The 23,214-nt window shown below is 68.9% G+C and carries 19 protein-coding genes; 9 read left to right on the forward strand and 10 right to left on the reverse strand.

Annotated elements, in window-relative coordinates:
- Position 1: 1 nt before the first annotated feature.
- From V6S02_RS01335 to V6S02_RS01365, 7 genes are read right to left on the reverse strand one after another with little or no spacing between them, the layout of a single operon-like run.
- Positions 2–1,099, reverse strand: a complete 1,098-nt coding sequence (locus V6S02_RS01335) for a class II histone deacetylase (protein WP_336399560.1) — start codon at positions 1,097–1,099, stop codon at positions 2–4.
- Entirely contained in the window at positions 1,096–1,875 is a 780-nt protein-coding gene (locus V6S02_RS01340; RefSeq protein ID WP_336399561.1) for an ABC transporter ATP-binding protein, read from the reverse strand. The genes V6S02_RS01335 and V6S02_RS01340 overlap by 4 nt, the downstream gene beginning before the upstream one ends.
- Positions 1,872–2,849, reverse strand: a complete 978-nt coding sequence (locus V6S02_RS01345; RefSeq protein ID WP_336399562.1) for an ABC transporter ATP-binding protein — start codon at positions 2,847–2,849, stop codon at positions 1,872–1,874. The genes V6S02_RS01340 and V6S02_RS01345 overlap by 4 nt, the downstream gene beginning before the upstream one ends.
- The gene (locus V6S02_RS01350) at positions 2,846–3,706 is read right to left on the reverse strand and encodes an ABC transporter permease (protein WP_336399563.1); all 861 of its coding nucleotides are present in this window, start codon (positions 3,704–3,706) and stop codon (positions 2,846–2,848) included. Before V6S02_RS01350 ends, V6S02_RS01345 begins: the two co-directional genes overlap by 4 nt.
- Entirely contained in the window at positions 3,703–4,665 is a 963-nt protein-coding gene (locus V6S02_RS01355) for an ABC transporter permease (RefSeq protein WP_336399564.1), read from the reverse strand. The genes V6S02_RS01350 and V6S02_RS01355 overlap by 4 nt, the downstream gene beginning before the upstream one ends.
- On the reverse strand, positions 4,662–6,284 hold the full coding sequence (locus tag V6S02_RS01360) for a CocE/NonD family hydrolase (protein WP_336399565.1): 1,623 nt from the start codon (positions 6,282–6,284) through the stop codon (positions 4,662–4,664). Before V6S02_RS01360 ends, V6S02_RS01355 begins: the two co-directional genes overlap by 4 nt.
- Positions 6,284–7,912 carry an ABC transporter substrate-binding protein gene (locus tag V6S02_RS01365; RefSeq protein WP_336399566.1) on the reverse strand — a complete coding sequence of 543 codons (1,629 nt, stop codon included), beginning with the start codon at positions 7,910–7,912 and terminating at the stop codon, positions 6,284–6,286. Before V6S02_RS01365 ends, V6S02_RS01360 begins: the two co-directional genes overlap by 1 nt.
- A 163-nt stretch (positions 7,913–8,075) precedes the next feature.
- On the opposite strand from V6S02_RS01365, the gene V6S02_RS01370 reads away from it, so the two are divergent.
- The 7 genes from V6S02_RS01370 to V6S02_RS01400 all read left to right on the forward strand — a co-directional run bounded on the left by V6S02_RS01370 (position 8,076) and on the right by V6S02_RS01400 (position 16,734).
- Entirely contained in the window at positions 8,076–8,678 is a 603-nt protein-coding gene (locus tag V6S02_RS01370) for a TetR/AcrR family transcriptional regulator (RefSeq protein ID WP_336399567.1), read from the forward strand.
- 180 nt (positions 8,679–8,858) lie between these two features.
- Positions 8,859–10,061 carry an ROK family transcriptional regulator gene (locus tag V6S02_RS01375; protein ID WP_336399568.1) on the forward strand — a complete coding sequence of 401 codons (1,203 nt, stop codon included), beginning with the start codon at positions 8,859–8,861 and terminating at the stop codon, positions 10,059–10,061.
- Positions 10,061–11,020, forward strand: coding sequence for a carbohydrate ABC transporter permease (locus V6S02_RS01380; RefSeq protein ID WP_336399569.1), 960 nt, complete (start codon positions 10,061–10,063; stop codon positions 11,018–11,020). The genes V6S02_RS01375 and V6S02_RS01380 overlap by 1 nt, the downstream gene beginning before the upstream one ends.
- Entirely contained in the window at positions 11,013–11,876 is an 864-nt protein-coding gene (locus V6S02_RS01385; protein ID WP_336399570.1) for a carbohydrate ABC transporter permease, read from the forward strand. The genes V6S02_RS01380 and V6S02_RS01385 overlap by 8 nt, the downstream gene beginning before the upstream one ends.
- An 87-nt stretch (positions 11,877–11,963) precedes the next feature.
- The gene (locus V6S02_RS01390; RefSeq protein WP_124291552.1) at positions 11,964–13,217 is read left to right on the forward strand and encodes an ABC transporter substrate-binding protein; all 1,254 of its coding nucleotides are present in this window, start codon (positions 11,964–11,966) and stop codon (positions 13,215–13,217) included.
- Positions 13,218–13,324: 107 nt separating this feature from the next.
- Positions 13,325–14,497, forward strand: a complete 1,173-nt coding sequence (locus V6S02_RS01395; RefSeq protein WP_336399571.1) for a glycoside hydrolase family 15 protein — start codon at positions 13,325–13,327, stop codon at positions 14,495–14,497.
- Positions 14,494–16,734, forward strand: a complete 2,241-nt coding sequence (locus tag V6S02_RS01400; protein WP_336399572.1) for a glycoside hydrolase family 31 protein — start codon at positions 14,494–14,496, stop codon at positions 16,732–16,734. The genes V6S02_RS01395 and V6S02_RS01400 overlap by 4 nt, the downstream gene beginning before the upstream one ends.
- A gap of 69 nt (positions 16,735–16,803) precedes the next feature.
- On the opposite strand, the gene V6S02_RS01405 is transcribed toward V6S02_RS01400, so the two are convergent.
- The 3 genes from V6S02_RS01405 to V6S02_RS01415 all read right to left on the reverse strand — a co-directional run bounded on the left by V6S02_RS01405 (position 16,804) and on the right by V6S02_RS01415 (position 19,834).
- Positions 16,804–18,645 (reverse strand): alpha/beta hydrolase family protein, encoded by a 1,842-nt coding sequence (locus tag V6S02_RS01405; RefSeq protein WP_336399573.1) that lies wholly within the window; start codon positions 18,643–18,645, stop codon positions 16,804–16,806.
- Positions 18,646–19,127: 482 nt separating this feature from the next.
- Positions 19,128–19,577, reverse strand: coding sequence for a BLUF domain-containing protein (locus tag V6S02_RS01410; RefSeq protein WP_336399574.1), 450 nt, complete (start codon positions 19,575–19,577; stop codon positions 19,128–19,130).
- Positions 19,574–19,834 carry a hypothetical protein gene (locus V6S02_RS01415; RefSeq protein ID WP_336399575.1) on the reverse strand — a complete coding sequence of 87 codons (261 nt, stop codon included), beginning with the start codon at positions 19,832–19,834 and terminating at the stop codon, positions 19,574–19,576. Before V6S02_RS01415 ends, V6S02_RS01410 begins: the two co-directional genes overlap by 4 nt.
- A 164-nt stretch (positions 19,835–19,998) precedes the next feature.
- Between V6S02_RS01415 and V6S02_RS01420 the strand changes: the two genes are divergently transcribed.
- On the forward strand, positions 19,999–21,231 hold the full coding sequence (locus tag V6S02_RS01420) for a bactofilin family protein (protein ID WP_336399576.1): 1,233 nt from the start codon (positions 19,999–20,001) through the stop codon (positions 21,229–21,231).
- Positions 21,228–23,057: an alkyl/aryl-sulfatase gene (locus tag V6S02_RS01425; protein ID WP_336399577.1), complete on the forward strand. Its 1,830-nt coding sequence runs from the start codon at positions 21,228–21,230 to the stop codon at positions 23,055–23,057. Before V6S02_RS01420 ends, V6S02_RS01425 begins: the two co-directional genes overlap by 4 nt.
- Positions 23,058–23,214 lie beyond the last annotated feature (157 nt).

Below are 23,214 nucleotides of genomic sequence, written 5' to 3' on the forward strand. Positions count from 1 at the left end.
GTCACCGCGGCAGCGCCCCTGATTTCCGCGCGGCCTCCATTGCAGCGGTCACCGCCTCCGCCTGCCAGGGATGCAGGCGCTGCTCGGGCGCGTCATCGTCGGCGGGGTTCGGGTCGACCGGCAGATGCTCCCACCCGAGAAGTGCGTGAACGACCGCCGTCCCGCAGAAGGGTGAATGAAGTGGCGAGTAGCCGCCCTCCTGGGCAACGACCAATCTGCCGCCGCAGAGCTCATCGGCAAGCATCATCATCCGCCGCGTGAATTCGCCGAAGCCCCGCGCAGGTACAGCCATCTGCGAACTGGGATCGAGAAGTCCGGGGTCATAACCGCACGCGACGATCAGCAGATCAGGGCGGAAGTGGCGGACGGTCGGTTCCACCAACCGCGAGAAGGCATCGCGGTACGCTCCCATGCCGCATCCCGCCGGCAAGGGGATGTTGACGTTGGTCCCCGTCGCCGGGCCTTCGCCCACCTCGGTGATGAATCCGGAGTCAACGGGATACAGCTCCTCCTGGTGAACCGAGACGGTCAGCGTCTCGGGATCGGAGTAGTAGATCCGCTGCGCACCATTGCCGTGGTGAACGTCCCAGTCGATGATCGCCACTCGACCCAGTTCGTGATGAGCGCGCAGATGCTGGACCGCGATCGGGATGTTCGCAAGCAGGCAATACCCCCGCGCTCGATCGGGTTCGGCGTGATGCCCCGGTGGGCGCACGAGCGCGAACGCGCGCTCCACGTCGTTTCGCCATACGGCAGTGGCGGCGGCTGTCACCCCACCCGCGCTGAGCACGGCGATCTCATACGACCCGTGCCCGAAACCGGCGTAGTCCCCGAGTTCGCCACCCGGCCCCGCAGACAGGCGCTCGAACGCGTCCAGGTATTCGCGGGTGTGCACCCGCTCGAGGTCCGCGCGCGTCAGCGCCATGGTGGCGATGGGCTCGCACGCGTCGACCGCCCCGGTCTTGGTCAGAAGGCGCAGCAGGCGTTTTCTCGGCTCGGGGGTCTCGAGCTGTGCGCCGGGCTCGACGTCGGGTCCGAAGTCGACGAAAGACTCGTGGCCGAAGTAGGCATCGGCAGTCACGAAACCGACTCGGCTCATTCTGGGTCCTCTCGTCGTTCACCGGGCACCGCGGCGATCAGCTGCCGTGTGTAATCGTCGTGGGGTTCATCGAGTACTTCTCGGGTGCGTCCCTGCTCGACGATGCGGCCGCGGTGAAGCACCACCGCGGTGTCCGTCACGTACGGCACCACGGCGAGATTATGGGTGATGAACAGGTAGGCGATGGTGCGCTCCGCGCGAAGATCGTTCAGCAGATTCAGGATCTGCGCCTGCACAGAGACATCCAGTGCCGATACCGCCTCGTCGAGGATCAACAGGCGGGGATCCACCGCCAACGCCCGCGCGATGCAGGCACGCTGACGCTGACCGCCTGACAACGCGCCAGGGAGGGCCGCGCCCTCGCGCGCGCCCAGACCGACATCATCCAAGAGGCCGATCGTGCGACTCTCCGCCTCCGCGCGTGAGCTTCCATGCAGACGCAGCACGGCGGCAATGGCTTCTCTGATCGTCACACGGGGGTTGAGGGAGAGGTAGGGGTCTTGGAACACGATCTGCACCTGGCGTGCCCGTGCCCGCCGTTCGCGGCCTGCGCGACGCCACGGCTCGACTTCGGAGCCTTCCAGAAGGATGCGTCCCGCCGTCGGCCGCTCGAGACCCAGCAGCATCCGCGCGATCGTCGTCTTGCCCGAGCCTGACTCGCCGATGAGGGCGAGAGCTCCGCGTTCGTCGATGGTGAACGAGACGTCGTCCACTGCGATCGCGGCGCCTTCGCGTCCGTACGTCTTGCGTAACCCGACGACCTCGACGGCGTTCACGGGGCCTCCTCGCCTGTCACCCGAATGCACCGCGCCTCGCCGTTCTTCGTGGCGACCATCGGGATGGGTTCGCTCCGGCACTCCGCGACAGCGAAGGCGCAGCGCTCAGCGAACACGCACCCCTCCGCGACACGCGAAAGAGGGAGCACGCTGCCGGGGATGGAGGGGAGACGGACGCCCGAGTCGTCCGACAGGCGGGGCGTGGAGCGCAGCAGCGCCGCCGTGTAGGGATGCCGCGGTTCGCGCAGCACGGGCAGCGTCGGACCGACCTCCATGGAATGCCCGGAATACAGCACGAAGAGCTCGTCGCACAGATCACCGGCGAGCTCGAGATCATGCGTCACGAAGATGAGGGTCAGTCCATCGTCACGGGTGAGATCGCGCAGGATTCCGACGATCTCCGCCTGAGTCGTGACATCCAGGGCCGTCGTCGCTTCGTCACAGACCAGCAGCTCGGGGTCAGTCATCAGCGCGGCCGCAATCACCACCCGCTGCAGCATGCCGCCCGACAGCTCGCTCGGGAACTGGTTCATCACACGTAGCGGGTCGCGGATCCGCATCCGTTCCAAGAGGCCGACCGCACGATTGCGTGCGGCCTCACGGGGCAGGATGCCGCTGCGCACGACCTGTTCGGTGAGGAAGTCGGAGATCCGATGAACCGGGTTGACCGACGCGCGCGGGTCCTGGAACACCATGGCGACATGCTGGCGGCGAAGAACCTGCACCACCGCCGGCGAGGCGGACAGCACGTCGGTGCCGAACACCCGCACCGATCCCTCGACCTCGGCGCCATCGGGAAGGTCACTCAGGATTGCACGGGAGAGGACCGATTTTCCGCTGCCCGACTCCCCGATGATGCCGAGTACCCGACCGCGAGGGAGATCGAGATCGATGCCGTCGAGGACCGGACGTGCATGCCCGGCGCGGGGGATGCTCACCCGCAGGCCACGGATCTCGACCGCCGACGCCGTCACGATCCACCCCCACGGCGGCGGACGAGATTCTCCCCGGCGACGTTGAAGGCGACCACGACGAGCACGATGGCGGCGGCCGGGAACACCAGCACCCACCAGGCTCCCTGCAGGATGGAACTGCGGCTCTCGTTGAGCATGACGCCCCAGTCCGGCGTCGGCGGCTGCACCCCGAGCCCCAGGAACGACAGTGCGGCCAGGTCGACGAGGGCGTAGCCGAAACTCAGAATGCTCTGCGACGCCACCACCGGCAGGGCATTGGGCGCCACACCGAAGGCGAGGGTTCTCGTCGAGGAGAATCCGAGGGCCAGATCGGCCCGTACGTACAGCTTGCTGCGTTCCTGAAGCACGACTGTTCGGGTCAACCGCGCGATCACCGGGGTATAGGCGATCGCGATGCCGATGGCCGGGGCGACCAGTCCCGGCCCGAAGAGCGCCACGGCGAAGACCGCCGCGAGAAGGCCGGGGAAAGCCAAGAGGAAGTCCGTGACTCGTGAAAGCGCGGCGTCGAGCCAGCCCCCTCTCCACGCAGCGAGTGCGCCGATCGCCACCCCCAGAACCGTCGCGACGATCACGACGATGAGGGGGCCGAGGAGAGAAGTGCGGGCACCGAAGAGAAGCCGGCTGAGGATGTCGCGACCGCTCGCGTCGGTGCCGAGCAGATGCCCATCGGTGCCCGGCGGAGCGTTGATGAGTCCGAGGTTCACGGCCAGCGGGTCGAAGGGGGCGATCACCGGTGCCAGGATTGCCGCGGCGACGGTGGCGGCGATCACGCTGGAACTCAGCCAGAGCCCGAGACTGATGCGTCGGCGCGGGCGGGCGCCGGTCGCGGTGGCCGGGTCGAACACTCCGAGAGTCATGCGGCACCCCTTCTGAGCTCGGGGTCGATCACCGGCGCGAGCAGGTCGACGAAGAGGTTCGTGACGATGAACGCGATCACGATGAGAAGCGTCAAAGCCTGCACCACGGCGAAATCGATGTTGCGCACCGACTCCACCAGGAGGCTGCCGATGCCATTGAGGTCGAACGCGAACTCCACCAACTGGCTGGTGACGAGGAGCCCCGCAACCAGCACGCCCGCGTACGAGAGGATCGGATTGAGAGCGTTGCGCATGACGTGATGGCGGAACACGTAACCGCGGGGAAGTCCGCGCGTGCGCGCCACGACGACGTGGTCGGAGCGGATCTCGCGCAAGAGCGAGGCGCGGGTGATGCGTGCGATCAGCCCGACGTAGGTGAGCGACAGCGCGATGGCCGGCAAAGTCAGATGGTAGAGCCGATCGGTGACGTTGTCGCCCCCCGATCCGAACGCAGGGAACCATCCGAGCGCTCCAGCGAAGACGAGGAGGAGGATCAGCGCCGCGACGAACGCGGGGATCGCCGAGAGCACCGAGGAGCCGATGAGGACGATCTGGTCGACCAGAGGGCGCCGTGAGACCGCCGCCCAGCTGCCGAGGACGACTCCGAACACCAGGATGATCACTGCGGAGTACCCCACGAGCCACAGCGTGGTCGGAATGCGACTGGCGACCACGTCGGCGACGCTCGCCTGGAACTGCAGTGACTCGCCGAAATCACCGCGCACCACCCCGGAAAGCCAGGTCGCGTAACGCACCGGGAGGGGCTCGTCGAGGCCGTACGTCTCGCGCAGCTGCGCGACCAGCTCAGGGGTGGTTCGCCGTCCTCGTAACAGGATCGACAACGGATCACCCGGCACGACGTAGAGGGCACCGAAGACGATGACCGTCGTCACCCAGATCGTCAGCGCCGCGCCGAGCAGGCGGCCGCCGACGAACCGGATGACGGCGAGCGGTGTCATCCCCTGTCCACCCGTGCTGTGAGCGTGGCGTGCTCGAGATGCAGGGTCTGGCGGCTCGGACGGTGGGTCGTCGCATCCCATGCGCTCTCATCGGTGCCGGGGTGCACCGGGTACTGGCCCGCGAGAGAGCTCGACAGCGCCAGCCGCAGTCGGTGCCCCGCGGGGAGGCGGTAGGCAGTGTCACCCAAACGCACATGAAACGGCTGCCGGCCGTCGGCGACGCAGTCCGTCGCGTTAGCGAGGATCATCGTCGCCCGCCCTCCGGGATGCACGTCCAGCAGACGCGCGATGACGTGCGTCCGCTCGGTACCCGCCGAGATACGCGCCGACACGTCGATGCCGCCGACCAGGTCGAGGGGCGCATCCAGCGGCGGTGAATCGAAGATGGCCACATCCTCTCGCGCGTGGAGGCTCGCTTCGTCGGGCAGACCCGTCCGGTTCTGATCCCATTCGGATCGGATCGGAAACGGCACGGGGTCTGCCGGCTCGTGGGCCCACGACAGCTCTCCCGTCGCCGGCGAGTCGGTGAGCGCACCGGCAGCAAGGTGGAACGTCTTCTGCTCGGAGCGTCGGGGTGGCCATTCAGCAGCGTCGCGCACGCCGACGCGGGCATGTTCGTACCGTACCGTCGCCGCCGGCCACCGGTCGTGGCGATCGCCGAGATAGTGGCGCAGGAAGGGGATCGCTTCGGAGAGCAGCCGCGGCACATGCTCGGCCAGCGCGTCGGCGTCCTCGCCGAAGTCCGCGACCAGCGGCTCGTCGGCTTCGCGCCACCGGTAGTCCTCGTGATCGCTCGTCCACATCCGGAGGAACTGATGCTCCGATGCGGGGCTCCGCTGCGCGGCGTGCCAATCGTCGAGCTGCCAGAACTGGAGGTTGTCGAACCAGCCCCCGGTATGAAGCGCCGGGATGGTGAGACGCTCGGCCGGATTCCCGTCGGGGAAGAGGCCCGCCACGAACGCCTCAGGATCCTCGGCCACGGTGACGAAACGCTCGAAGAGGCGCTGGCCGTCGGGCAGACTCGGGTGCGCCGCCGACCGCGCGGGTAGCGTGTCGTGCCGCGCGCCGCCGGTGAGGATCAGTTCTCGTACCGCCCAGGCATCGATCACCCAGTCGAGGAGGGTGAAGGTCGGCATCCCTCCTCCCGGTCGCATATCGCCGAACCGGTGGCCGGTCACCCGCGGAACCATCGCCCGGTGCGCCGGATGGTGCCTGCTCGCCAGCGCCCACTGCGTGAATCCGTAATAGCTGTCGCCCCACGTGCCGACCGCGCCGTTGGACCAGTCCTGCGAGATGATCCAGTCAACGGTGTCGCATCCGTCATCCGCCTCCCGAATGAACGGTTCACGCTCTCCTTCGGACCGGTACTTCCCCCGCACGTCCTGTGTGACGCAGGCGAAACCATGGGCGGCGAAATGTTCGGCGATCTGCGGAATGAAGGTGTATCGCCCGGTCTTGTCGTAGGGCAGCCGTATCAACACCGTCGGCACCGGACCGAGGCCTGCAGCAGGGAGGTAGACGTCTGTGGCCAACCTCACACCGTCCCGCATGCGGACGCGCTCCTCGCGCGTCGCGCGTCGATCCGCAACCGACTGAAGAAGCCTCGTCGGGACTGTCATCACTCGGCGGTTCCGATGTTCACAGCCCACGGGGAGTAGAGGAAGGCTTGCGACGTCACGGCGCCAGTGACCCCCTCGGCCAGGAAGGTACGGGTGTTCTGCGACACGATCGGGAAATTGATCCGGTTGTCGGCATAGATCGCCTGGGCGGTGGTGATGAGTTCTGCCCGTGCGTCATCGTCGAGGGTCGTGCGCGATTCGGAGACCACCGAATCGAACTCCGCGTCGGAGAATCCAGCCACGTTGAACACCCCGTCGCTCGTGTAGTACTGGTAATACGCGGCGGGCTCGGGAACATCCAGGTAGCCTGCCCACACCATCAGATCCGTGCCCTCGCGGGCCGCCGCATCGAAGTACATCGCGATGTTCTCACTCGCTGTCTGCGGGTTGAGTTCGACCTCGAGCCCGATCTCGGCGGCGGCTGCCTGAACAGATGAGGCGACCTGTGCGTCCTCGGGCAGGTCGGCGTAGTAGCTGAGGACGACGGGTCGTTCCTGTGCCGGTGCTTCGGCGAGCAGGTCGCGGGCCGCATCGAGGTCGGTGGTTCCCGCGGCGATGGCGTCCCAGGCCGACTCGAAGATCGGCTCGCTGTATCCCCACGCGGCGCGGGGCGTGAAGGTCTTGTTGATCTCGGCGGCGTCTTGGAACACCCCGTCGCGGATGCCGGCGTAGTCGATGGCGAGCTGCAGTGCTTCACGCACCCGGATGTCGGCAAGGGGACCGTTGTCGACGTTGACGGTCATGAGCCCATACAGCCCGAGGGACGTGCCGAAGGTGACACTGCCGTCGCTGTCTGCCAGGGTGTCCAGGCCCGATACGGCGAAGTTGTACGACCCCGTGATCTCGCCGCGCTGCATCGCCGTGGTCGCGGATGCTGCGTCGGTGTTGAACGTGAAGCGCAGGCTGTCGCTGAGCGCCGCGCGTTCGGGGTTCCAGTAATCGTCGCTCTTGGTGAGGGTGATGTCTTCGCCGAGCGCCCACTCGCCGAGCTCGAATGGTCCGGAGCACATGAGTCCGCCGTCTGCGGTGCCATGGCCGGGCGTGGACTCGACGAAGGCGCGTTGCACGACGGCGGCGGCGGGGGTCGCGAGATGCGCGGCGAACAGCGCGTCGGGCACGCTGAGGCGAATGGTCGCCGTCCGGTCGCCCGTGACTTCGACGCCGCTGACGTTGGCGAGCACCGCGGCCCACGTGGAGCCGGTGTCGGGGTTCTTCGTCCGCTCGATGCTGAACTTCACATCCTCCGCCGTCACCGGACTTCCATCCCAGAACGCTGCGCGCTCGTCGATCACCACCTCGTAGGTGATGTCGTCGACCGCCGTCACCTCGGCGAGTCCGGGCGAGGCGGTGAAGTCGGGGTTCTGGAGCAGCAGACTCTCGCACATGTTCGCGATCACCGCGGAGTTCGATTCGGAGCTCGAGAAAGCCGGATCGATACTCGTCGGCTCGCCGTAGGGCAGGTTCCACACGATCTCGGGAAGACCGGCGGTGCCCGCGTCGGTGGCGTCGAGGCGGGGGATCTCACTTTCCTCGGCAGAGGGAGAGGTTCCGCCGCCTGAGCAGCCGGCGAGGACGACAGCCAAGGCTACGGCGGAAACGGACGCGGGGAGGAGGCGACGGTGCGACATCGGTGCTCGTTTCTCGGACAGGCGAGGGTCCGACTCAGGGGATGCGGGGGGTTCCGCTCGGGTAGCCACATTGAAGGGGACGTCAACGTAGTTAGTCAAGTAGACAATGAATGATTGTCACCAACCCGTAACATCGAAGTCGTACCGAACCGAAGGGATTCTCGTGAGCAGACCGAGCCTTGCCCACACTCGGCGCGCGGAGATCCTGCGTGCGATCGAAGAGTGCATCCGGGAGGTCGGCGTCGCCGGCTTGACCACGCAGCAGGTGGCTGACCGCTCGGGCTACTCGCGTGGACATGTCCGGCACTATCTCGGAAACAAGAACGATCAGCTCCGAGCGCTCGTCGAGCTCTACAGCGAACGCTATGCCAGCAGCCTCGAGCGACTGGTCGGAGAGGTGCCGCAGTCGCGCAAGCGGGAGATCGTTCTGCGCGAACTGTTCGGTGAGACGTGGCTGTCGGCGGATACGCAGGACGACGTGGTCCTCGATTACATCAGCGCCTACGCCCTCTCTCATCCTGACGCGGGGATCTCGCTCGCGCCGCTCTACGAGCGAGTCGTCGTCGTCGTTGCGGATGCGCTCGCGAGCGGAACGAGCGACGAGGATGCCACAACGCGCGCCCGGACCGTGGTCGCGCTCGCCTTCGGTGTGGCCAGCATGATGTCGCTCGGCGTGATGCAGGCCAAGGATGCCCAGGGTTACGCCGCCGAACTTCTCGGTGTGGCAGTCGACGCGACCACGGAGAGCGCCGAGCGCCTGACCTGAGCTGAACTGAGCAGAGCCAGCCAAGCCCGGCCCGCAGCCGCAGCCGCTGGCGCGCGCCGTCTCGCTGCGCGACCTCCGCGACCGGACGTCTCGGTGCGATCCGCCAACTGCCGTTAAGGTCTTGCTTTCTGACTTTGTTTAGTTTTAAATGAAGTCGTTCAGAAAGATCTGAGGTCAACGATGACATCGTCTCTTCACCGCACCGACGTCAATCGGTCGGCGATCCTCGCCCAGCTCGGGGCGCACGGCGCGGCCTCCCGCGCCGACCTGGCCCGCACGCTGAATCTCTCGCCCGCGCTCATCACGCAGCTCGTGAAGCAGCTCATCGGCGAAGGACTCGTGGCCGAGCTCGAGCAGGCACCCTCCAGTGGCGGTCGCCCCGCGCGACTGCTCGGTCTCGCCGCATCGGCGGGCCACGCGATCGGGGTGAAGGTCGGCGCCACCCACGTCGCCCTCGTCGAGGTCGGCATCGCCGGGCGCGTCATCCGGTCAGCCGAAGTGCCGTTCGACGCGACGGCCAGCACCTTCGTGCTCGACCTCGCCGACCGCATCCAGGCCTTCATCGACGCCGGTGACGAGGTCACCCTCCTCGGCGTCGGGGTCGCTGTGCCGGGCACCGTCGACGAACCGGGAAACGGCGTCGTCGAGTGCGGCGTGCTCGGGTGGAACAGCATCCACCTCGGCGAAGCGCTCCGCGGAGCGATCGGCCTCCCCGTCGTCATCGAGAACGACGTCAACGCCCTCGCCGTCGCCGAGCGCCTCTACGGCATCGGCCGCTCGCACGAGAACTTCCTCGTCGTCACGATCGGCGCCGGCATCGGCGCCGGCATCGTCGTCGAGGGCACGGTGCTCCGCGCCGCGTCGGGCGGTGCGGGCGAGATCGGACACATCCCCGTCGCCGACGACGGCCCCCTCTGCAGCTGCGGCAACCTCGGCTGTCTCGAAGCCGTGATTGGCGAAGCCGCCCTCGTCCGGCGCGCCCGCGAGGCCGGCATCATCGACCAGGGCGCCGGCATCGACGACCTTCTCGCCGCCGCCGAGGTGGGCGACGACGCGGCGATCGCGCTCTACCGCGACGCCGGGCGCCTCCTCGGGCGCACCCTCGCCGGCATCGTCCACGTCATCGATCCCGCGGCCATCGTGGTGCTCGGCGAGGGAACCGTCGCCTGGTCGCACTGGTCGGCCGGATTCGAGCCCGCGTTCCGCTCGCACCTGCAGCGGCACCGCCGCACCATCCCGGTGAACGTCGAGACCTGGCTCGACGACAGCTGGGCGCAGGGTGCCGCAGCGCTCGTGCTCGCCACCCCCTTCGACACCGGCAGTGACGTCGGCGACCAGGGCCGCCTCATCCGTGCGCGCCTGGTCGGCCAGGGGAGCCGGTGATGACCGGACTGCTCAGCCAAGCCACGGCCACCCCGCCGGTCGACGGACCCCCCGCCCTCGGCCCGGCCGTGTCGCGCCGTCGCGGCTCGCGGCGGCTGCGCTACGCGCTCACCGTGCTGGTGTTTCTCTTGCCGAGTGCGGTGCCGCTCACCCTCTTCGTGCTCGTGCCGATGGTCGCCGCCGCCGGCATCAGCCTCACCGAGTGGAACCTCCTCCGCCCCGCGGAGTGGGTCGGCTTCGACAACTACGTGCGGCTGCTCACCAACCCCGAGACGGCCGCCATCTTCTGGCACACCCTGTACTACATCCTCGGCTACCTGCCGCTGGTGTACGTCGGGGGCCTCCTCATCGCCCTCGCGCTCAACACCGCGCTCCGCGGCCGCACCCTCTTCCGGGGCATCTACTTCCTCCCCGTCATCACGAGCTGGATCGTCGTCGCCCTCGTCTGGCGGTGGCTGCTCAACCCCTCCAACGGCGTGGTCAACACCGTGCTCGGGTTCTTCGGCATCGACGGCCCCGGCTGGTGGACCGACCCGGCGTGGGCGATGCCGTCGATCATCCTGGCGTCGGCGTGGAAGGACATCGGGTTCGTCATGGTGATCCTCCTCGCCGGGCTCCAGGCCATCGACCCCGAGCTGCTCGACGCCGCCCGCGTCGACGGAGCCGGACCCTGGCGGCGCTTCTTCTCGGTCACCCTTCCCCTGCTCTCCCCGGCGACGTTCTTCGTGCTCGTCATCTCGCTCATCAACGGCTTCCAGGTCTTCGACCAGGTGTACGCGATGACCGGCGGCGGCCCGGGAGGGGCGACCCAGGTGGTGGTGCAGCAGATCTACGACCTCACCTTCCGGTACGGACGTGCGGGCGAAGCATCCGCTCTCTCATGGATGCTGTTCATCGTCATCCTCGCCGTCACCGTCATCCAGATCCGCGGACAGCGCCGGTGGGTGGACTATGGCTGAGACGACCCTCACCCGGCGGCGCCCGCGCACCGGCCCCCGCACGCGCTGGAGCGCACGCTCGATCATCCTCCACGTGGTGATCGCCCTCGGGGCGCTGGCGATGTTCTTCCCCTTCTACTGGACGCTCATCACCTCGCTCTCCCCGGGCACGGGCCTGAGCGGCACGCCGTCGTTCTTCCCCGCGAACCCCAGCCTCGACGCCTACCTGCGGCTCTTCACCGACGTGCCGTTCGCCCGCGTCGTCGGCAACAGCCTGCTGCTCGCGGTCATCACCACGCTCGCGCAACTGTTCACCAGCGCCACCGCGGCCTACGTCTTCAGCCGGCTGCCGTTCCCCGGGCGCGGGGTGGTGTTCGGCATCTACCTGGCGACCATGATGATCCCGCTGCAGGTGCTCGTCGTGCCACTCTTCGCGCAGCTGCGCACCTGGGGGCTCGTCGACACCTACTTCGGTGCCGTCCTCCCGACCCTCGCCGCCGCGTTCGGGGTCTTCCTCCTCCGCCAGGCGATGAACCAGGTGCCGATCCAGCTCGACGAAGCCGCCTCGCTCGACGGCGCGGGACACTTCCGCATCTTCTGGGGCGTCATCCTTCCCAACATCCGTCCGGCCCTCGCGACCCTCGCGGTCTTCGCGTTCATGGGCAGCTGGAACAGCTTCCTCTGGCCGCTCGTGGTGCTGCGCTCACCCGAGGTGCAGACGCTCCCCGTCGCGCTCGCCGGCCTGCAGGGCCAGTACACGACGCAGTGGGACATCGTCATGGCCGGCTCGGTCGTCAGCATCCTGCCGATGCTCGCGCTCTACCTCTTCGCCCAGAAATACATCATCCAGGGGGTCGCGAACACGGGGCTGAAGTAGCCCCGACCCGCTTCACTCCCCGTTCTTCACCCCCCCCCGATTTTCACCACAGGGACCCGTCCCACCGCATCAAAGGAGATACCCACCATGAGAGTCACCGCAAAAGCCGGTGTCGGCATCGTCGCCGCAGGACTCGTGCTCACCGGCTGCGCCGCCGGCAGCACGGGCGGCAGCGAGGGCGGCAGCGAGAACGTCACCATCAGCTACACCAACTTCATTTCGAACGGCGGCAACGAAGAGAACCTTCAGACCATCGTCGACGCCTTCGAGGAAGAGAACCCCGGCATCACCGTCGAGGTCACCACCCTGCCCTACGCCGACTACGCCACGGCGTTGCAGACGGATGTCGCTGCCGGCACCGTCTCAGACGTGTTCGACATCGAGTACGGCGGATTCGCCGAGTACCAGGCCAACGGCGTGCTGGCCGAGCTCGACGTCGAAGACCCGTCGGTCTACCGCCAGAGCGTGCTCGAGGCCTACCAGGCCGATGGCGCGCAGTACGCGCTGCCGAGCTCGTTCTCCACCGTCGTGCTCTTCTACAACAAGGACCTCTTCGACGCCGCAGGCCTGGACTACCCCTCGGCCGACTGGACCTGGTCGGAAGAGCTCGCCGCCGCCGAAGCCTTGACCGATCAGGATGCCGGAGTGTGGGGCGACCACCAGCCTGTGAGCTTCTTCGAGTTCTACAAGGTGCTCGCCCAGAACGGCGGGCAGTTCCTCAACGACGACGGCACCGCGGTCGCCTTCAACACCCCCGAGGGGATCGAAGCCGCCGAGTGGCTCGTCGAGAAGAGCGGCACCGTCATGCCGACGATCGAACAGGGCCAGGGAACGCCCGACTTCGACACCGAGCTGTTCACCAGCGGCAACCTCGCGATGCTGCACACCGGCATCTGGATGTTCGGCGCCTTCGCCGACGTGCCCTTCGGGTGGGACATCGCGGTCGAACCCGGCAACACCCAGCAGGCGAGCGCCCTGTTCTCCAACGGCGTCGCGGTCTCGGCCGACTCCGAGAACCAGGAGGCCGCGCAGGCGTTCGCCGAGTTCCTCACCTCGAGCGACGTGATGGTGCAGATCCGCCTCGACGCCGGATGGGAGCTTCCCGCCATCTCGGATGAGGCCGAGCTCGAAAGCTACCTCACCCGCGGTGACCCCGAGAACCGGCAGGCCGTGTTCGACTCGCTCGACGAGGTCGCACTGCAGCCGGTGGTCGGCGAAGGCCAGCAGGAGATGCAGGACATCATGACCGAAGAGCTCGTCGAAGCCCAGGCCGGGCGGAAGAGCGTCGAAGACGCGCTCGCCTCGGCTGAGGAGCGCATCAACGCGGTCATCGGCGGCTGACATCGGGATGACCCGGCGGCGGGGTCTTCACTCCCCGCCGCCGGGTCACCCGCTGCGCCTGGGCGTTCTCGCCTGCCCTTCCTCGCTTCGACCCTCCAGGACACACCATGACCGTTCCTCCTTCCGGAGCCTTCTCCCACACCGCGCAGATCGACCGGCAGGCCCTCGTCGCCGGCAGCATCGACCTGATCGAGCGCCTCCAAGACCCGACCGGCGCCTACCCTGCGAGCCCGACGTTCTCGGCGTACGCCGGCTACAGCTGGTTCCGCGACGGGGCGTTCATCGCCGACGCGATGTCGAGCGCCGGCCGGGTGGCGTCGGCCGAGCGGTTCTTCGACTGGTGCGCGGGCGTCATCGTCTCGCGGTCGGCACAGATCGGGCGGATCGTCGCGGCGGCCCAGGCGGGGCGCCCGCTCGCCGACAGCGAAATGCTCCCCACCCGCTTCACCTTCGACGGGCGCGACGGCGAGGACGACTGGTGGGACTTCCAGCTCGACGGCTACGGCACCTGGATCTGGGCCGTCGGCGCGCACGTCGCCCGTCACGACGCCGACCCCGGCCGCTGGGCCGAGGCGATCGGCCTCACCCTCGACTACCTCGCCGCCTCGTGGCAGCGCCCCTGCTTCGACTGGTGGGAAGAGCACTCCGAGCACGTGCACATCTCGACTCTCGGATGCCTCGTGGCCGGCGCCCGCGCGGCCGCGGCGCTGCCGGCGCTCGGCGCCGAGCACCGCCGGGTTGCCGAGACCCTCGCCGACGAGATCGATGCGGCGATCACCGAGCGGGGCGTCAGCGCCGCGCGCGATGGACGGGCCCCGCACCTCGTGAAATGGGTGGGGTCGACCGCGGTCGACGCCAGCCTCGCCGCCCTTGTCGGGGTGATGGACGTCGTGCCCGCGGCATCCGCTCTGGGGCTCGCGACCATCTCGGCGATCGACGCCGACCTCGCCGTCGGCGGCGGCGTGCACCGCTTCGTCGACGACACCTACTTCGGCGGTGGGCAATGGCCGCTGCTGTCGTGCTTCCTCGGGCTCGCGCAGCTGCGCGCGGGGGACCGTGAGCGCGCGGCGCAGCTGCTCGACTGGGCCGGAGCGACCGTCGACGCCGACGGTGCGATGCCCGAGCAGGTCGAAGACCATCTGCTCGCCCCCGACCGGCTCGACGAGTGGGTGACGCGCTGGGGGCCCTCGGCGCGTCCGCTGCTGTGGAGCCACGCCATGTACATCCGTCTTGCGGTCGACCTCGGCCGCCCGAGCGCCTCTGAGGAGCACTACGCATGATCACGCACCGACCGGCCGGATCGGGTCACCCCTACCTCGTGACGACCGATCAGCGCTGGCCCGTCCACCCCGTCGCCGGCGAGCCGCTGCGACTGGGCGTGCGGGCGTCGGCCGACGTGGGCGAGGTGGTCGCCGAGATCACGGTCACGGCTCCGGGCGGGGCGGTGACGACGCGGAGCGAGCCGCTCACGCGCATCGAGCCGACCCGCACCGAGGGCGCGGCCGAACCCGACGGGCACCTCGCCGCGGCGCAGGAGCGCCTGGCGGGAAGCGGCGGCGGGTGGGTGCTCGAGACGACCGCGCCGGAAGCGGGGACCACACTGGCGTACCTCTTTATCGGGACGACCGACGCGGGACGGATGCAGCGCACCCGCGCGTTCTCGACGGGCGTCGCCGCCTGGCAGCCCGCGCCAGACGACGTCGTCACCGCGGTGGGGACGCGCCGCGTCATCCCGGGCAGTGTCTCGGTGCTCACCGACGGACAGGTGACCACGCGCGTGAGGTTCGCGCTGCCGCTCGCGGAGGGTGAGCACGTCACCGGGTTCGGGGAGCGCTTCGACACCCTCGACCAGCGCGGCAGCGTGCTCGACTGCGTCGTGTTCGAGCAGTACAAGAGCCAGGGCGCGGCGCGGAAGACGTACCTGCCGATGCCCTTCGCGCACGTCGTGGGCGGTGACGGCTGGGGCTTCCACGTGCGGACGACCCGGCGCACCTGGTTCGACATCGGTCACTCGGTGGCCGACCAGATCGTGGTGGAAGCCGAGGTCGGGCCGGAGGCGCCGGGCGTCGAGGTGGTCTTCTACGACGGGTCGCCGCGCGAGGTACTCGACGCCTTCGTCGGCGAGACCGGGCGCCCCGAGGAACTGCCCGACTGGGTGTTCCGCCTGTGGGCGAGCGGCAACGAGTGGAACACTCAGGCTGAAGTGCTGCGCCAGATGGACCTGCACCGCGAGCACGACGTGCCGGTCGGCTCGGTCGTCATCGAGGCGTGGAGCGATGAGAGCACGTTCACGGCCTTCCGTGATGCGCAGTACGCGGTGACGGAGGATGGCGCACCGCACCGGCTCGCCGACTTCACCTTCCCCGCCGACGGGGCGTGGCCCGACCCGAAGGGGATGGTGGATGACCTGCACGAGCGCGACATCCGGGTGCTCCTCTGGCAGATTCCGCTGCTGAAGGCGCGTCCGCACCCGACCGGGCAGGCGAAGGCCGACCGCGAGGCGGCGGTGCGTGAGAACGTGCTGATCCGCGAGCCGGATGCGCGCGGGGGCCTCCGGCCCTATCGCAACCGCGGCTGGTGGTTTCCGCTCTCGACCATGCCCGACCTCACCGACGAGCGGGCGGCGCGGTGGTGGACCGAGAAGCGGCGTTACCTCGTCGAGGAGGTCGGCATCGACGGTTTCAAGACCGACGGCGGCGAGCATGCGTGGGGGAGTGAGCTGGTCTACCTCGACGGCCGGCGCGGCGACGAGGCGAACAACACCTTCGCCGTCGCTTACGCCAAGGCGTACGGCGACCTGCTCCGCTCGGCCGGGAAGGCGCCGGTGACGTTCAGCCGCGCCGGGTTCACCGGGACGGGCGCGCACGGTGCGGTGTGGGCGGGCGACGAAAACTCCACGTGGGAGGCGTTCCGCTGGTCGATGTTCGCGGGGCTGTCGGCCGCCGCCAGCGGCATCCTCTATTGGGGCTGGGACATCGCGGGGTTCTCGGGGCCGCTGCCGACGGCGGAGCTGTACCTCCGGGCGACGGCCGCGTCGACGTTCGTGCCGATCATGCAGTACCACTCCGAGTTCAACCACCACCGCACGCCGCTCCGCGACCGCACCCCGTGGAACGTCGCCGCCGAGACCGGCGACGAGCGGGTGCTGGCGGTCTTCCGCGGGTTCGCGCAGCTGCGCGAACGGCTGGTGCCCTACCTCGCCGCGTCAGCGCGCGAGACGGTGCGCACCTCCGTGCCGCTGATGCGCCCGGTGTACTTCGATCACCCGTCGTTCGAGGGCGCGTGGTCGCATCCGTTCCAGTGGTTCCTGGGGGCGGACCTGTTCGTGTCGCCCGTGGTGGCGGAGGGCGAGGCCGAGCACGAGGTGGCGCTGCCGCCGGGGGAGTGGGTCGACGCCTTCCGCGGGGAGCGGGTATCGGGCGGGGTCGTGCTGCGGCGGACGGTCGAGATCGACGAGGTGCCGGTGTACGTGCGCGCGGAGGCGTGGGAGGCGATGGCTCCGGTCTTCGGGCGTTGACAGAGCGAACGGCCCGGGCCCCACGTCTGCACGTGGAGCCCGGGCCGTTGCGCGTCGACGGGGTGCGCGTCAGACGAAGACGAGCGAGTTCGAGACCGAGATGAGGGTCACGACCGCTGCGTTCACGAAGCCGCCGATGTACGGGTTGTTCGTCGCTCGGTAGATCTTCCGGCTGATCACCGCCGCCACCGCGAGGATCAGGATGACGGGGAACAGCCAGATGCTGAAGATGCCCCCGAAGCCGGGGATCGTCTCGCCGGTGATGAAGAACGTCGTGTACTGCAGGACGACGAGGATGATCGGCCCCAGGGCGTTGAACACCGCCAGCACGAGGGTGTTCAGCCACTCCTTGCCCGCCAGCGTGAAGCGGTTGAAGCCGTTGATCGCGACGGAGTTGGCGAAGAAGTACACCAGGAACAGCGGCAGCACGAGCAGCGCGAACCAGATCTTCTCGGGCGTGAACACCTTCACCGCGACCACCCACAGGCGGAAGTCGGTGGTGAAGAAGTAGTCCAAGACGAAGACGATGAGGAACGCGGCCACGACCGTGACGAGCGCCAGGCCGATGCCCTGGAAGAACCGGCCCCATCCGGGGAGCACGCCCGATGCGCGCAGGTCTTGGCCGCTCTCGCGCCCGAACACCAGGTACGACACCACCATGATGACGATGGCCGCGAGGCCGTTGATCGCCGCCCAGATCCCGATGAACCACGGCACACCGGGGGCGATGAGGTTGGTGACGCCGAACGCGATGCCGCCCGCCCAGGGCGCCTGACTCAGCAGCACGTAGCTGATCGCCGAGACACCGACCGAGAGAGCGAGTCCGCCCCAGAACCACGCGAGGCCCTTGCGGGTCGGCGCGGCAGCGGGCACGGGCTCGGTCACGCGGAGCCGCGCGAACGCGGGCACGGCGAGCATGGCGCGCGTGAAGGCGACGAGGAAGACACCGAAGCCGATCAGCCCGATCGTGGTGAAGATCTCCTTGATCTGCCAGATCTGGTTGCTCGCCGGGATCGGGTTCGGAGCCCCCAGCGACTCCTCGAAGAAGTCGACCAGGTGGCCGACCGCGGCGCTCGAGATCGTCGACCACGGGTGCGTCTGCGGCAGCGAGTAGATGACGCGCATCGCCTCGTCGCCGTCGACGTTCTCGGTGTACACCTCGAAGCCCTCGCGCTGCTCGGCGTCGGCCGGGTCGGCGCCGAACGACAGGAACGACTGGGCGTTCGGGGTGGAGAGGAACTCCCGCGGCGGGGTCAGCGCGTTGCCCTCGGCGTCGTAGCTGCGGAAGAAGAACTCGTCGTACTGCGCCTGCACGATGCCGGTGTCGCGGGAGCCGTAGACGTTCGTGTACGCGCCCTCCTCATCGGTGTAGACCGCGTCGTTGTCGACCAGCAGCACCGAGGCGATGAGCGGGGTGTCGGCCTCGTTGTCGAGGGCGACGGAGAAGTTCGCGGCACGGGCGCCGTTGGAGTGCCCCGAGACACCGATGCGCTCGGTGTCGACGTAGGGCAGGTCGGCGAGGAGCTTCACCGTGTCGTACATGCCGGTGCCGCCGACCGCTTCTTCACCCGCCGGCAGCGGGTCGGAGTCGCCGTGGCCGTACATGTCGATCGAGACGACGACGTACCCGCGACGTGCGAGCTCGACGTAGTTCGCCGTCTGCATCTCGCGGTTGTTCCACCAGCCGTGGCTGACGACGATCGCGGGGCGCGGGTCGTCGGCCGACGCCGCCACCGGTTTGAACAGCAGCGCGTTCATCTCGCGGCCCGAGGCCGCCTCCCACTGCATGTCTTTGACCTCGACGCTGCCGCCGGCGGTCTGCACCAGCGACGCCCCCACAGCAGAGACGAGCATGAGAACGAGCGAGAACACCAGCCAGAAGCTGTTGCGCCGCAGAAGTCGTTGCCTCATTGAATCCTGAACTCCCTTGTCGGATCCCTGGAACCGTTTCCAGAGCCGTCGAGAACCCTATCCACCCGTCGAAAGCCAGAAAGTCCATTCCGCGTCAATTGCACGTATGTGCACAAGTGTGCGGAGAACGCACCACGCGACGCGCGGAAGAGGGTGCGCATCCGTGCACGGAACGCGGCGTGGCGCGGGCGGATGCGCAACGGCGCCGGTGATGATCGACAGAACAGGTGCCGTGACCCGCTGTGGGACGGGTCACGGCACCTGCGATTCGAGGGGTCGGTGATCGACGTCGCATTCTGGGGTGCGACGGGTGCCGGCCACCGGACCGAGCGAGGTTTTCGACCGCAGGTGTTCGGGTGACCTGCGGTTCGGAGTGAGAGTCGGCGTTTGCGTCCGAACTCTCGCTGCTGACGCTACTTTATGTGCGCCTGAATGGATCAGTTCCGGGTCAAATGAGGGTGATTGTGGGGTGAAACTCCGGGTTAACCCCGGAGGGTGCGCGCCTTGACCCACAGGCCGATGTCGTGAACGGCGCGGGCAGCGCGGTCGGGGCTCTCCGCGGCATCCAGATCATCGAACGTGTCGTGGAACCCCTCGGGCAACGCGGTCTGCGGTGTCGCGACGGGGCGGAACTCCATCGTCCAGTCGCCGAACTGGCGCTCGTCGATCGGCTCGTCGAGCACGATGCGGATGTCGCCGTGACGCGGATCGGCCGTGATCGTCGCCACCAGGCTCTGCACGGAGTCGCGCGGGCCCTCGAGCACCTGCACGAACTGGCCGTCGCGGTACAGCAGCACGCCGGTCACGCCCGACTGGGCGTTGTTCTCACGGCTCTCGGTGAGGATGTCGCGGAGCGTGTCGTCGCCGACATCCGCCCGGGCCTTGCTGACGTAGACGACCGACACGAGCTCGTCGCCGGTGGTGAGGCTCATGCCATCGCCTCCTCGTCGTGATGGGTGAGGAGCACGGCCATCGCCGCGCGACGGTCGGGTGCCTCACCGACCTGGCGGGAGCGGCCGTTGAAGACGCGATAGGTGCCATCGGCCTCGCGGTCGAGGTAGCCGAGGAAGACGCCGTCGCGGTTGGCGACGTAGAAGCCGTCTTCGACGCGCGACCACAGGACGCCGTAGGAAGAGGGTGTGGAACGACCTTCATCGGTCGTGGGATCGGGGGCCAGAGATGAAGCCATTGCTTCATTCTGCGTGGGGCGTCGGACACGGGGGAGGAGGTTGCGCGGGCGCGCAGAATATGTCAGCGATGCGCCGGCCCCGTGGGGCGCAGCGGTCCGGCCGCGGGCGGCGCGGCGGGACGTTCGACCCGCCTCCGGCGTGCGAGCGCGACGACCGTGGGCGTATGACCGATACGCAGACTGTTCCCCGCGCGCGAACGACGTGGCGACGCGTCGCGCGGCCGTTCCTCGCGGTGACGGTGACGACCGTCATCCTGCTCCTCGGCACCGGCGGTGCCGCCGTCGTCGCGCCCTCGAGCGACGGGGAGGGGCCCCAGTTCTACTCCGGCGTCGCCGTGGATGTCTCGGGCACCGTCGACGGTGACGTCTACGCCGCCGGCCAGAGCGTCACCGTCAGCGGCGACGTCACCGGTGACATCATCGCTGCCGCGCAGACCATCACGATCAACGGCACGGTCGACGGCAACGTCCGGCTCGCCGGGCAGGCGGTCACGATCAGCGGCGAGGTGGCGCGAAGCGCCACGGTGTTCGCCCAATCGCTGCGCGTCGACGAGGGCGCGCTGATCGACGCCGACGTCGTCGGAGCCACGGGGGCAACGATCGTCTCCGGCGACATCGGTCGAGACGTGTACCTCAGCACCGAGCGGCTGCGGGTCGACGGATCGATCGGCGGCGATCTCACCTACGTCAGCGGGGACGAGGCGCAGATCGCCGACGGCGCGGTCGCGGGATCGGTCGAGCGGATCGAACCGCCCGAGACGCCCCGCATGGAGGTCTCGCCCTGGGCGGTGTTCGTCGGCTGGCTGCTCGGCGCCCTCTTCGCGCTGGTGTCGCTGAGCCTCATCACCCTTGCGGCCGGGCTGCTCATTCCGCGGTGGCTCGACCGTGTGACCGATCACCTCATCCCCTCACCGTGGAAGGCGCTGCTGGTCGGATTCATCGGCGCCATCGCCGTACCGCCGGCACTGCTCGTGCTCGCCGTGACGGTGGTGGGCTTCCCCCTCGCGCTCGCCGGGCTGCTGGTGTGGACGCTGATGGTGCTGGCGACCTTCATCTACAGCGCGCACTACCTCGGGCGCCTGATCTTCCGTGACCGGGTGCCGCCGGTCGTGTCGGCGCTCGCCGGCGGGGTGCTCCTGATCATCGGCCTGCACATCCCGTGGCTGAACATCCTGGTGTGGCTGGCCATGGTGCTGTTCGGGCTCGGGGCCCAGCTGCTCGAGGTGCACCGGCAGCGACCGTGGCACGTGGAGCGGCGGGCACGGGATGCCGCGGAAGCGCCGGATGACGTCGGGGTGGCGGTGCCGGGCGCGACGACGGCGCCACCTGCCGCCGCGCCGGCCATGCCGTCGACGTCGACGCCCCCGCGCCCACCGGATCCGACGGCCGGGCCGTGATCGAGCCAGACGCGACCCCCGCCGACGGGCAGGACGCCGCCGACGCCGATCGCGGGTTCCTTGCGGCGCTCGTTCCCGGCGAGGTGCGGGGCGCCGCGGGCGCCGTGGTGTGGGATGCCGACGCGTACGCGTTTCTCGATGGCGAAGCGCCGGCCACGGTGCATCCGAGTCTCTGGCGGCAATCGCAGCTCGTCGCCCGTCAGGGGCTCTTCGAGGTCGTCGACGGGATCTTCCAGGTGCGCGGGCTCGACCTGTCGAACATCACCTTCGTCGAGGGCGAGCGCGGGGTGATCGTCATCGACCCGCTCATCTCGACCGAGACCGCCGCGGCCGCTCTCGGGCTGTACCGCTCGGTGCGCGGCGACCGGCCGGTCGTCGCGGTGATCTACACGCACAGTCACGTCGACCACTTCGGCGGGGTGAAGGGCGTCACCACGCAGGCAGACGTCGATGCGGGCGAGGTGCCGGTGCTCGCACCCGACGGGTTCCTCGAGCACGCGATCTCGGAGAACCTCTCCGCCGGCACGGCGATGACGCGCCGCGCGGCGTACATGTACGGTGCGGTGCTCGAGAAGGGACCGCGGGGGAGCGTGGGCGCGGGGCTCGGGCAGACGACCTCGACCGGTACGGTGACGCTCATCCCGCCCACCGACCTTCTCTCGCGGACCGGAGAGGAACGCACGATCGACGGGGTGCGGATGGTGTTCCAGCTCGCGCCGGGTTCGGAAGCGCCCGCCGAGATGCACATCTTCTTCCCCGACGCCCGGGCGCTCTGCATCGCCGAGAACGCCACGCACACCCTGCACAACGTGCTGACCATCCGCGGGGCGCTCGTGCGCGACGCGCGCGCGTGGGCCGGGTACCTCACCGAGGCGATCGCGCTCTTCGGCGACGACCTCGAGGTGGTGTTCGCCTCGCACCACTGGCCGACGTGGGGGCGCGAGCGCGCGCTGCAGTATCTCGGCGAGCAGCGCGACCTGTACGCCTACCTGCACGACCAGACCCTCCGCCTGCTGAACCGCGGGCTCACAGGGATCGAGATCGCCGAGCAGTTCCGCCTCCCGCCGGTGCTCGAGCGCGCCTGGCATGCGCGCGGGTACTACGGCTCGGTGAGCCACAACGTCAAAGCGATCTACCAGCGCTACATGGGCTGGTACGACGGCAATCCGGCGCGGCTCTGGCGGCATCCGCCCGGGGCCGAGGCCGGGCGCTACGTCGACGCGATGGGCGGGGTCGACGCGGTCGTGGACCGGGCGCGCAGCGCCGCCGCGGAGGGCGACCTGAGGTGGGCCGCGCAGCTGCTCGATCATGCCGTGTTCGCCGACCCGGGTCATCCCGATGCCCGTGCCCTTCTCGCCGAGGTTCTCGAGCAGCTCGGATTCGGCAGCGAGAACGGCACGTGGCGCAACGCCTACCTCATGGGTGCGGACGAGCTGCGGGTGGGGAGCCGGGGGACACCGGTGTCGCTCTCGGCCGATGTGCTTACGGCGCTCGCGCCGCGGCAGTTCCTCGACGCGCTCGCCGTGCAGGTCGACGGGCCCTCTGCGTGGGAGATGGATCTTGCGATCGGGTGGGTCTTCCCCGACCACGGCGAGGTGTACCGCGCAACGCTCTGCAACGGCGTCTTCACCGCGGTGCGCGACGGCCGGGGGGAGTGCGCGGTGACGGTCTCGGTGCCGCGCGCGGCGCTCGCGCCGTTGGCGGCGGGGGATGTCGCGGGTGCGCGACGGGCAGGGCTGGGCGTCACCGGTGATGTGGCGCTGCTCGTGCAGCTGCTCGGGGTGCTCGAGCGCGGGGACCCGGATTTCAGCATCGTGGTGCCCTAGCGGTTCGAGGAGGATGACATGGAGCCGTCGAACAGGCGATCCGCCGCGGGTGTGGCCGCCGCGGTCGCGTTGACTTTCGCACTGACCGGGTGTGTCACGGTATCGACCGGCGGTGACGGGGGAAGCTACGGCGGTGCCTCGTCCAGCGAAGAGGTCG

The sequence above is a fragment of the Microbacterium sp. CCNWLW134 genome (assembly GCF_037083565.1).
In the GTDB taxonomy this organism is placed as follows: domain Bacteria; phylum Actinomycetota; class Actinomycetes; order Actinomycetales; family Microbacteriaceae; genus Microbacterium.

Coding starts and splice junctions, on each gene's coding strand:
- V6S02_RS01335 (WP_336399560.1), bottom strand. CDS start 1,099: ATGAGCCGAGTCGGTTTCGTGACTGCCGATGCCTACTTCGGCCACGAG.
- V6S02_RS01350 (WP_336399563.1), bottom strand. CDS start 3,706: ATGACTCTCGGAGTGTTCGACCCGGCCACCGCGACCGGCGCCCGCCCG.
- V6S02_RS01355 (WP_336399564.1), bottom strand. CDS start 4,665: ATGACACCGCTCGCCGTCATCCGGTTCGTCGGCGGCCGCCTGCTCGGC.
- V6S02_RS01360 (WP_336399565.1), bottom strand. CDS start 6,284: ATGACAGTCCCGACGAGGCTTCTTCAGTCGGTTGCGGATCGACGCGCG.
- V6S02_RS01365 (WP_336399566.1), bottom strand. CDS start 7,912: ATGTCGCACCGTCGCCTCCTCCCCGCGTCCGTTTCCGCCGTAGCCTTG.
- V6S02_RS01375 (WP_336399568.1), top strand. CDS start 8,859: ATGACATCGTCTCTTCACCGCACCGACGTCAATCGGTCGGCGATCCTC.
- V6S02_RS01380 (WP_336399569.1), top strand. CDS start 10,061: ATGACCGGACTGCTCAGCCAAGCCACGGCCACCCCGCCGGTCGACGGA.
- V6S02_RS01385 (WP_336399570.1), top strand. CDS start 11,013: ATGGCTGAGACGACCCTCACCCGGCGGCGCCCGCGCACCGGCCCCCGC.
- V6S02_RS01390 (WP_124291552.1), top strand. CDS start 11,964: ATGAGAGTCACCGCAAAAGCCGGTGTCGGCATCGTCGCCGCAGGACTC.
- V6S02_RS01395 (WP_336399571.1), top strand. CDS start 13,325: ATGACCGTTCCTCCTTCCGGAGCCTTCTCCCACACCGCGCAGATCGAC.
- V6S02_RS01400 (WP_336399572.1), top strand. CDS start 14,494: ATGATCACGCACCGACCGGCCGGATCGGGTCACCCCTACCTCGTGACG.
- V6S02_RS01405 (WP_336399573.1), bottom strand. CDS start 18,645: ATGAGGCAACGACTTCTGCGGCGCAACAGCTTCTGGCTGGTGTTCTCG.
- V6S02_RS01410 (WP_336399574.1), bottom strand. CDS start 19,577: ATGAGCCTCACCACCGGCGACGAGCTCGTGTCGGTCGTCTACGTCAGC.
- V6S02_RS01415 (WP_336399575.1), bottom strand. CDS start 19,834: ATGGCTTCATCTCTGGCCCCCGATCCCACGACCGATGAAGGTCGTTCC.
- V6S02_RS01420 (WP_336399576.1), top strand. CDS start 19,999: ATGACCGATACGCAGACTGTTCCCCGCGCGCGAACGACGTGGCGACGC.